The sequence below is a fragment of the Bacteroidales bacterium genome (assembly GCA_023229505.1).
Lineage (GTDB): Bacteria > Bacteroidota > Bacteroidia > Bacteroidales > JAGOPY01 > JAGOPY01.
Map to the genome: position 1 here is coordinate 1 of JALNZD010000079.1, position 7,434 is coordinate 7,434.

At 43.7% G+C, this 7,434-nt stretch carries 9 protein-coding genes and 1 tRNA gene; all 10 read right to left on the bottom strand.

The annotated features are described in order from the left end of the window. Window positions 1-40 precede the first annotated feature (40 nt). Window positions 41-126, bottom strand: a tRNA-Tyr gene (locus M0Q51_16810). Then, window positions 121-738, bottom strand: a complete 618-nt coding sequence (locus M0Q51_16815; GenBank protein MCK9401633.1) for a hypothetical protein — start codon at window positions 736-738, stop codon at window positions 121-123. Before M0Q51_16815 ends, M0Q51_16810 begins: the two co-directional genes overlap by 6 nt. A gap of 592 nt (window positions 739-1,330) precedes the next feature. After that, window positions 1,331-2,203, bottom strand: coding sequence for a tetratricopeptide repeat protein (locus M0Q51_16820; GenBank protein ID MCK9401634.1), 873 nt, complete (start codon window positions 2,201-2,203; stop codon window positions 1,331-1,333). Window positions 2,204-2,210: 7 nt separating this feature from the next. Then, on the bottom strand, window positions 2,211-3,083 hold the full coding sequence (locus tag M0Q51_16825) for a class II fructose-bisphosphate aldolase family protein (GenBank protein MCK9401635.1): 873 nt from the start codon (window positions 3,081-3,083) through the stop codon (window positions 2,211-2,213). Window positions 3,084-3,198: 115 nt separating this feature from the next. Further along, window positions 3,199-3,972, bottom strand: a complete 774-nt coding sequence (gene tpiA, locus M0Q51_16830) for a triose-phosphate isomerase (GenBank protein MCK9401636.1) — start codon at window positions 3,970-3,972, stop codon at window positions 3,199-3,201. A 212-nt stretch (window positions 3,973-4,184) separates the two neighbouring features. Further along, window positions 4,185-5,216, bottom strand: a complete 1,032-nt coding sequence (locus tag M0Q51_16835; GenBank protein MCK9401637.1) for a serine hydrolase — start codon at window positions 5,214-5,216, stop codon at window positions 4,185-4,187. A 77-nt stretch (window positions 5,217-5,293) separates the two neighbouring features. Further along, the gene (gene scpB, locus M0Q51_16840; protein ID MCK9401638.1) at window positions 5,294-5,851 is read right to left on the bottom strand and encodes an SMC-Scp complex subunit ScpB; all 558 of its coding nucleotides are present in this window, start codon (window positions 5,849-5,851) and stop codon (window positions 5,294-5,296) included. Between the two features lie 158 nt (window positions 5,852-6,009). Further along, window positions 6,010-6,711 (bottom strand): segregation/condensation protein A, encoded by a 702-nt coding sequence (locus tag M0Q51_16845; GenBank protein MCK9401639.1) that lies wholly within the window; start codon window positions 6,709-6,711, stop codon window positions 6,010-6,012. A 43-nt stretch (window positions 6,712-6,754) separates the two neighbouring features. Beyond that, complete coding sequence (locus tag M0Q51_16850; protein ID MCK9401640.1) at window positions 6,755-7,165, bottom strand: GxxExxY protein; 411 nt, start codon at window positions 7,163-7,165, stop codon at window positions 6,755-6,757. A 4-nt stretch (window positions 7,166-7,169) separates the two neighbouring features. After that, window positions 7,170-7,434 (bottom strand): hypothetical protein (locus M0Q51_16855; GenBank protein MCK9401641.1); only part of this gene is annotated, 265 nt, incomplete at its 5' end.

A 7,434-nucleotide genomic window follows, 5' to 3' on the forward strand; every position in this document is an offset into this window, starting at 1 on the left:
TCATGTTGTCTTGGCTCATAGAATAATATTTATTTTGTAATGGTGGGCAGAGCAGGATTCGAACCTGCGAAGGCGTAAGCCATGTGATTTACAGTCACACCCAGTTGACCGCTTTGGTATCTACCCTAGGTAATTATTACATTGTTCACTAATCCATTCCTTGATTAGCAGGAGCAACTTTTTGTCATAATATCGAATATGAATCAAGCCGTACGCCATCTTACCTTGCTTCTCTATCTTATAATCATGACGAACGTAAGGCTTAGTAAACTGATTAATTGAGATGTTGGTTAATTTTGACCAATGCCGAATTAATTCTTTAGGATTTTGATTAGAATAACAATACAAATATACCCTTAGTTTTGATTCATCAATCCCGCAGACTTTACGCAGAAACATCAGAAATATTTGGATCATCGCTTGATTGCTGTTGGCAAAGTCGACGATTCCTTCTCCGGCCCATTGTGATCCTTCGGACCAATACAACATCGTTCCCATTAACTTCAATTTTTCGTGATTTTCTGACAACTTATTATTTATTGTAAAAGTTGGTGGTTTACGATTAAAACGAAGCTGATTCGTTTGCGACATGGTTCTTCTCGGTAATCCATGCTTTCGAAAAAAATAATAAACTGCGTCCATGGATACTTCAAGTCGTTCAGCTAGATCTTTTGCGCTCAGACCGGAAGCATATAATTTTTTTATTTCTTCTAATTTTTTATCGGGAATCGTCGCCATGAACACATTATATCAAATTGAACAGGCTTGTACAAGCTATCCCTATTAGACTACGGCGCCTGTCCTGTTGAATAGCGGGAGTACCGACCCTAAAACATTTTAGATTATAAATAAATACAAAAAAAATCCAAAATCTAAAATCATAAATCTAAAATACTAATTGAGCCGTTGAGCGGATTTGAACCGCTGACCTACTCCTTCTTTTACACCTCTATTTACCTATGGCACATATTAGAGGAATAGACTGTATCTTGAGCATATCTAAATATTTAGACTTAGCTCCCCTTGTCAGTCGTTCGGGCGATCATATCGCCACGGTCTTAGTCTTGTGTCAGACCTTTAACCGTTATTCGGGATTCATAACGAATTTTCATTCGTAATGGGCAAATTTGATTTACCATGGAGTTGCTCTACCAGCTGAGCTACAACGGCACTACTACGCTAAAGCTTCGAAGTGCAGGCACCAATACGCTTGCACATTATATTTTAATTTCTTGGTTTTGTTTTATTCGATTTTAAACATAAAACACCTAACGCCTGACACATAAACCTTCGGGCTTCGTTATGTGTTACGCGTTACGTGTTACGCAAATCAAAGCAAATCAATCTGTTCCTTGAATTCCACTAATTTCTGGTTATCCGGATTGCTTTTCTTTAAAGCTTCATACGACTTTAGCGCGAATTCTTTATCCTTTAACATTATACTCAACCTTAACGCAGTGTCAAGGTAGCGGGGATTCATCGGTTCTAAAATCAGCGCCTGCTTGATGGTGGCAAGCGACTCGGCATGATTATTCATTCCCTCGTAAACCAGCGCCAAGCTGTAACAGGTGGAGCTGCGTTCTTTGTCATAATCAAGCGATTTCAAATATTCTTCCTTGGCAATCTCCAAATTGCCGCTTTTGCTGGCGATTTGCGCCAGTCCTTCATAAGCTTCTTCGTCGCCTTCATGCAGTTTTAAGATATGCTCAAAAGTCTGCTTGGCCTCTTCCAGCTCACGCCGCTCAAAATAAAGCTGAGCCAATTGCTTGAAGGCCTTGATGCTTTTCGGCTCCAGGCTGATGATTTCAATCAATTTTTTTTCAACCGCGGCCAGTTCGTTTTGCCGCCGTAAATTTTCCGCCTCCTCAAATAGCATCTGAATATTTTTTTCCACCTCCTCCGGCAGAACCACCGGTCGTATTTTATAACCCTCCTTCAAATCAATCAACCGATGATACGACCAGCGGAAAAAATCAGTAAACCCGCTCGCCAGCGGCCGCCAAAGTTTGTCAAATTTAACGTTCCATTTCAAAAGGCTCCGTTTCAGACGGCTGGAAAGAATCCGTTCTTTGATACGCGCCTCTTTTTCCGCCGGAATATTGGCCGCGTCCAAGCTGGCGAGCGCCGGAAATTTGCGCACGGCGATATAAATTATCACCGCCAGACTGGCTAAAATTAAAATCAAGGGTATTATTATATACATAAATATTCTATGTTTCAACCGATCCCAAGGGGTAGTGCCCAGCGCTGCCGAATAAGACCATTTTATTATAAACCACTTCTTCCACCGCCTTGATGCTCGGCGACATTAATTTTCGCGGATCGGTTTCGTCCGGATTGTCTTTGCAGGTTTTTTTAAGCGTTTCACTGAAAGCAACTTTGATGTCGGTACCGATATTGATAATGTTCACGCCGCCTTTGATCGCTTGCCTGATTTTCGCGTCTTCAATGCCCGAGCCGCCATGCAGTACGAACGGTATTTTCACTTTTGCCTTGATCTGCCTCAATAATTCCAGGTCAACATCTTCATTCTCAAAAGTGCCGTGCGCCGTACCGATGGCGGCTGCGATGGTATCCACCCCGGTCTTGCGCGTAAACTCAATCACTTCTTGCAGATTGGCTTTCGGAATATCAATTTTACCGCCCCGCTCGCCATGACCGCCGACAATCGCGCCGACCTCGCCCTGCACCCAGACACCCTTGGAGTGCGCCAATTCAACCACCTGTTTGGTCAGCCTGATGTTTTCGTCAAAAGGCAAAGCCGAGGCATCAATGTGGACGGAGGAAAAACCGGCGGCGATGCATTCAAACACAGTCTGAAAGCTGGAGCCGTGGTCAAGATGAAGCGCAATCGGTGCGCCGTCGGCCACGTTCTTGGCCACCGTCGATACAATGTGGGTTGTGGGTTTTAATCCCATATATTTAATCGCGCCCTCCGAAACCTGGATAATAGCCGTTGAGTTGGCGCGAATCACGGCTCGCGCCACGCCCAGAATTGATTCCAGATTATGCACATTAAACGCGCCGATGGCGTAACCGCCCTTTTGCGCGTCTTCGATTAAATCTTTGATATGGACTAACATAAAGTAAAATAAAAAATGAGAAATAAAATATCAAAAATTATGGAGTCCCGCCGGGGCGGGACGGAATAATTTCCTAAATTTTTATCTTTTATCTTTTATTTTTTATATTGTATATTTACTTAATCATCGCTTTCGCCACTTTATAAAACTCCTCCGCGTCCAGACTCGCGCCGCCCACCAGCAAGCCGTCGGTGTTTTCCAAATCCACAAAACCTTTAACGTTCTTGCTGGAAATGCTGCCGCCATAAACGATACGGAAATTGGCCGCCGAAACTTGCGGCCCAAACAGGTCGTTTAAAGTCAGTTTGACGATCTTGTGCGCGTATTCCGCCTCGGCCGGCTCAATCGCGATGCCCGAGCCGATCGCCCAAATCGGCTCATAAGCGATAATCACCTGCTGCTTGTCCAACAGGCTGATGCCGCCGAGCGCCTGCTGCAGCTGGTGCACTAAAACGAAATCGCGCCGATCGGTCTTGCGCTCATTGGCATTTTCGCCGATGCAGACCACCGGGATGAGCCGATCAGTATCCAGAACTGCTTTGGTTTTCTGGTGAATTCGTTCATAATTTTCCAGCAGATATTCGCGCCGTTCAGAATGGCCGACAATCACATATTCACAGCCGGCATCAAGAAGCATGTTGGCTGAAACCTCGCCGGTGTAGGCGCCATACTCTTCCCAAAAAACGTTTTGCGCGCCCAACTTCAAAGGCGAGTCTTTTAAAATTTTTCCTACCTCCAAGAGCGAAATTAAGTTCGGACATATTGCGACCGTGCCCTTTTTGAAACCGGCGAATTTTGCTTTCATTTTTTTAGCCAGCTCTACGGTCTCGGCTAAAGTTAATTTCATTTTCAGATTAGCGATGACAATTTTGTTGCTGCTTAAGTTCATAATAGGAGGATGTTAATTAATTATTTGTTTATAATCTACGAATTATCACCGCTACAGCGGGATCCCGCCTTCTTTGATTTAATATAGGTGGCGGGACAAATCGGTTACGAATTTACGAATTACTAGACACTGCAAACAAATTATTTTCGACAGTAAAATGAAAAAAAATTATTCGTACATTTGTAATAAAATTCGTAATTTCGTAGATATTTCTAATCCGGCCAACGATAATTCTCATATATCCACTCCACCAACCCCCTGGTTTCGCTAAAGCGGGAACTGCGATCAGCGCCGCCGAGCACCACTGAAATAATTTCCTTGCCGGCCTGATTATTGAACTTACTTGCCAGACTGCCGCCCGCCTCGTCTGTATAGCCGGTCTTGCCGCCGATAATTTTTAGCTGTGAGTCGGACGCGAACCGATCCAACAATTTATCAGTATTTTCAACCGTAATTTTGTTACCGGTCAAGGTGGTGAACTCATGTTTCTTGGTAATGCTCGCCTGACGGATATCGCTGATAGCGAAAGCGGCCTGCGCCAGCTTTGCCACCTCCAGCGCGGTGGAAACGTTGCCGTTATCCAGCCCGACCGGATCCTTGAATGCCGTGTTGGCCAGCCCCAGTTCGACAGCCTTGTCGTTCATTTTCTTTACAAAAGCCTCCAACCCCAAGCCGGCAGAATTGACCAAGGCGACCGTCTCGGTATTGCCGGAGGCGACGAGGCTCAAATAAAATAAATCCTTAACTTTAACTTTTTCACCGACTGCAAAATAAGCCTTACTGCCCTCGCGGCGATCCTCTTCTCTGATTTGATAAACGAGTTCCCAACCCGGATTGTGTTCAAGAAAAACCAGCGCGGTCATCAGTTTGGTGATGCTGGCGATTGGCCTGACGCGGTCGCTGTTCTTTTGAAACAAAACCGCGCCAGTGGCAGAATCAATCACGACTCCGTTTTCAGTCGCCAATTTATAGTCAGTTGAAGTGGCGCGAGTCGGTATCAGGCTGGCTTTATCGCGCGCCGCCGGCAAATGATTGGCTGCAAAATTATCTACCGGGCGCGCCGCGGCTTGTAGCGGCAAAAAATTTCTGCCCGCCTCGCGCGCCACCTCGGCCACGCGCGTCTCCAACTGACCTTTAACACCATAATTATCGTATAGCATTGCCAGTATCGGGTTGGTCTTGGCCAGATCAAAGTTTACCGTCCACAAATAGGTTGTCAGGCTGAATAAGATTGAAATCAACATAGTTTAAATCAAGTTTTCTAGCGGGGCAAGCACCATTAGACGACCGAAAATTAAAACTTAAAACGGAACTATCAACTTTAAATATTCTTACTCATATCGTCTAACGGGGCAAGCACCCGGTCAATCGTATCGTCCTGGCTTAATTTTTCATAATCAGGCAGTTGTTTCAAGTCTGCCAGCCCGAGGAAGCGGACAAAATCCATCGTCACCGTGTAATAGGTCTCATTCTTGGTTTTATCGGCTTTGGCCTCAATTAAGCCGCGAATCAGCAGGTTCCGTAAAATCAAACTGCAATTGACGCCGCGGATGCGGTCCAAATCAATCTTGCTTACGGGACCGCGATAGGCGATAATCGTGAGCGCCTCCAGGCTCGGCCGCGAGAGCTCTCCCGTGGTTTCATCTTTAATATATTCCTGGATCAGCCTGGCATTCTCGGGCGAGCTAACCAGCTGAAAGCTGGTCCCATTCTTGATCACCCGGAGGCCTTTTTTGTTTTCCTGATACTGCGCCACCAGCTCCTCGCCGGCCGCCTCCACCTCTTTAGCGCCCGCCTTCATCAGCTCAGCCAAATTCTTCGCCGACATCGGCTTGGCGGAGATGAATAATAAAGATTCAATGCTTGATTTAATATTCATAAAAAATATTTGATAAATCTTGTTTTATTTATAACGTTTTTTTAATTTCTAATTTCCAATTCCTAATTTCTAATTAATGTCCAATTCATAAATTACCAACCAAGAATCAAGCTCTAGTATTGGACATTAGACATTGATGATTTATTAGATATTAGATATTAGGAATTAGAAATTCTATTTATCTCTATCTCCCCAAACAGCTCCGTCTGCTCCACCGCCACTTCTTTTTGCTTAATCAGCTCCAACATGGCGAGAAAACTGACGACAATCTCGGTCTTGGACTGGGCAAATTTTATTATTTTTGAAAACCGAACCATAATGCGTTCAAACAAACTTCCCCTGATCTGGGCAATCTTATCATCAATGCTGATTTTTGGCTCTAGTATTTTTTCGTCCAAATCCATCTCTGCCGGCCTGATCCGGCCAAGCAAATCGTTAAAAACCAGCGCCAGATCCGGCGCGGTAAGTTTTTTGGGCGGCGCAAAAAAATTATCGCCAGAAAAAAGCACCTTGCGATTGAACGGCCGGGAAAACATAAATCGCTTCCTGCCGATAATCGCCTGCACTTTTTTAGTTGCCGTCAAAAATTCCTGATACATCTTCAGCTGATTTTCAAACTCCTTAATATCCTCTTCCTCTTCCGGAAACAGATACGGCAAAAGAGCCTTGGATTTGATCAGAATCAAGCGCGCCGCCACCACCAAAAAATCAGCCATCTCTTCCGGGTCAATATTTTGGGCCTGCCTGATATACTCAATATATTGATCGGCGATTTTCGCCAAACTGATCTGGGTAATATCCAACTCCTCCTGCTCAATCAGTTGCAGCAGGAGCGCCAGCGGCCCGTCAAATTTTTCCAATTTAAAAACCATCTCTAATTCATCGCGAATTTATCGCGAATTGTTACGAATTACTTGAATTAATTATTCTTTTATACTCCAATTTATTCCCTCTAAAATTTACTAAAATCCCCAGCCGTAAATTTTTTGCCTTGAGATACGCTAAAACCTGTCTAACATCGTCATAACTAAACCTCATAACTGTTTTTAGCTCTACAATAATTTTTCCTTCAACCAGAAAATCCAAAAAATATTTTCCTATAGTTTGATTTTGAAATGTCAAATTAACCGATAATTCTTTATTATATCTTATTTTATTCTTGTCAAAACCTATCGCGACAGCACGCTGATAGTACTTTTCTTGATATCTACCGCCAAGTTCATTATATACATCAAATAAAATCTTAACTATCCTATAACTCAATTCTGCATATACAATCTTTTTTGAAGATTTTGTTTCTTCGCCTTGTGACATAATTCTACTTCTTGTTGGCTCTCTTTCGCGATGTCTTCTTTTTATTCGTCCCTATTCGCGATTTTTTAATTCGAGATTTAATTCGCGATATCTTCATCAACTTAATTTTTTTCTTCACCCCGAAACTGCCTAAGAGCGCGTTTTCCAGCTTGATGAAATCATTTACCTTCATCTGGATGGAATGGTTGAAATCGCCGGAAGAAAATACCGCTTTTTTCGCCTTAACCAGATTTTTTTCAACCGCGACCGGCAAATTGTGCAATTTGCCG

Coding starts and splice junctions, on each gene's coding strand:
- M0Q51_16835 (MCK9401637.1), bottom strand. CDS start 5,216: ATGTTGATTTCAATCTTATTCAGCCTGACAACCTATTTGTGGACGGTA.
- M0Q51_16850 (MCK9401640.1), bottom strand. CDS start 7,165: ATGTCACAAGGCGAAGAAACAAAATCTTCAAAAAAGATTGTATATGCA.
- M0Q51_16820 (MCK9401634.1), bottom strand. CDS start 2,203: ATGTATATAATAATACCCTTGATTTTAATTTTAGCCAGTCTGGCGGTG.
- M0Q51_16815 (MCK9401633.1), bottom strand. CDS start 738: ATGGCGACGATTCCCGATAAAAAATTAGAAGAAATAAAAAAATTATAT.
- tpiA (MCK9401636.1), bottom strand. CDS start 3,972: ATGAACTTAAGCAGCAACAAAATTGTCATCGCTAATCTGAAAATGAAA.
- scpB (MCK9401638.1), bottom strand. CDS start 5,851: ATGAATATTAAATCAAGCATTGAATCTTTATTATTCATCTCCGCCAAG.
- M0Q51_16825 (MCK9401635.1), bottom strand. CDS start 3,083: ATGTTAGTCCATATCAAAGATTTAATCGAAGACGCGCAAAAGGGCGGT.